The 1,771-nt window shown below is 69.2% G+C and carries 1 protein-coding gene and 1 pseudogene; both read left to right on the top strand.

Going from position 1 to position 1,771, the window contains the following annotated elements:
* Nucleotides 1-541 (top strand): annotated as a pseudogene (locus ACT6Y9_RS10795) (hypothetical protein); the annotation flags it as partial.
* A gap of 28 nt (nucleotides 542-569) precedes the next feature.
* Nucleotides 570-1,721 carry a methyltransferase gene (locus ACT6Y9_RS10790; protein WP_443744530.1) on the top strand — a complete coding sequence of 384 codons (1,152 nt, stop codon included), beginning with the start codon at nucleotides 570-572 and terminating at the stop codon, nucleotides 1,719-1,721.
* Nucleotides 1,722-1,771 lie beyond the last annotated feature (50 nt).

Genomic DNA, 1,771 nt, shown 5'->3' with positions numbered 1-1,771 from the left:
GCCTGCGCTCGCCGACTACGACGGACGCCGCATCGGGCGCTTTGCGATCGCGCACACCGAGTGCGGGGTCGCCGTCTCCCTCTCGCGCCGCCCGATGGGGCTCGACCTGGAGGTGATGAAGCCCCATCCGCGTCTGGCCGGGCTCTCGGACTTCGCACTTGGGCCCGACTTCGCCCGGGAGATCGAGCGGCTCCACGTCGTCGATCTCACCCGCGCCGAGGAGGCCTTCCTCGCCGCCTGGGGCGCGATCGAGTCCGCGCAGAAGATGAACGGCGAAGACCGCAAGTCGCCTGCGGCAAGCCCCGACTCGGATCTCCTTCTTGAAAAGTACGCCCGTGCACCCGAAGCCGACGTCTTCTGGGACGGCGGACTCGTCGCCCGCGGCCCGGAGGGCGGCGACGTGCCGCTCGAATTCCTCCGGACCCCCGTGGGGGCCCTCACGCTCCTCGGCGCCCCCGCCCAACGGGTGCTCTACTTCGTGAAGCTCCCACCCGAGGCGCTCCTCGACGAATTCGCCTCGCACGTGCGCGCCTTCCTCTGACCCAATTCACCGACCCTGCATCAAGACCATGCTCCGCCGCTCCCGCCCGAACTTCCTCAACGTGCTCGAGGACGCCCAGCGCCTCGCCTTCGCCCCCTTCATCTTCGAGGCCGCCGCCGCGGCGCTCCGCCTCGGCGTCCTCGACGCCCTCTCTGAAGCGCCCGGCATGAGCCCCCGCGAGCTCGCGGCCAAAACGAAGCTCCCGCTCTACGCCGTCGAAGTAATGACGGACATCCTCGTTCCCGCGGGCGTGCTGCGGCGCACCGCGCGCGCGGACGAAGCCGATGAAGCGGGCGAAGCGGACGGAACGGCGCCTGCGGCGCAGAAGCGCCTGACAGGCCTCTCGCTCACGGAAGTGGGCGACCTCCTCGTCTACGACGAGATGACCCGGGCGAACTTCTTCTTCACCGAATCGGTCTGCTACGACGCGCTCGGCCGCACGCGCGCGTCGCTCACCGAAGGGCGCCCGGCCGGGCTCGAGGTCTTCAACCCCGCCTGGAAGACCATCTATCCGCACCTGCCCGAACTCCCCGACGAGGCGCGCTCGGCCTGGTTCGGGTTCGATCACTGGCACAGCGACCGCGCCTACGAGAGTGCACTCGACGAAATCACGACGATTTGGGGCGCGGCGGGCCCGAAGAAGCTCGCCGACGTGGGCGGCAACACCGGGCGCTTCTCGAAGCGCTTCCTCGAGCGCTTCCCCGAATCCCGCGCCGTCGTCGTGGACCTTCCCGTGGAGGTGGACGCGCTTCCCTCGCACCTTGAACTCGCGGACGTCAAGGAGCGGCTCGAAGGCGCCGCGATCGACTGGCTCACCGACGCGGAGCCCGCGAAACTCTCCGCGCTCGCGGGCGTCGACCTCTTCTGGATGAGCCAGTTCCTCGACTGCTTCAGCCACGAGGAAGCCGTGAGCATCCTCACGCGCACGCGGCGCGCCATGGCCCCGGGCGCGAAGCTCGCCGTCCTCGAGCCCCTCGTCGACGAGCAGCGCCACCGCGCGGCAGAACTGTCGCTCGCCGCCACGAGCCTCTACTTCACGGTGATCGCGAACGGCAACAGCCGGTTCTTCAACGGCGCGGAGCTGCGCGGGATCTTCCGCGAAGCGGGCTTCACGATCGAGCGGGAGGTCCCCGACCTCGGCGTCTCGCACACGCTCTTCCTCCTGAAGCCCGAGGATTGACATCCTCTCCGCCCTGAAGGACGGAGATTCCCTACTGAGTCCTTACGCGT

It is taken from the genome of Sutterella sp. (assembly GCF_052272535.1).
In the GTDB taxonomy this organism is placed as follows: domain Bacteria; phylum Pseudomonadota; class Gammaproteobacteria; order Burkholderiales; family Burkholderiaceae_F; genus Sutterella.
This window is presented reverse-complemented; position numbering and strand designations above follow the sequence as displayed.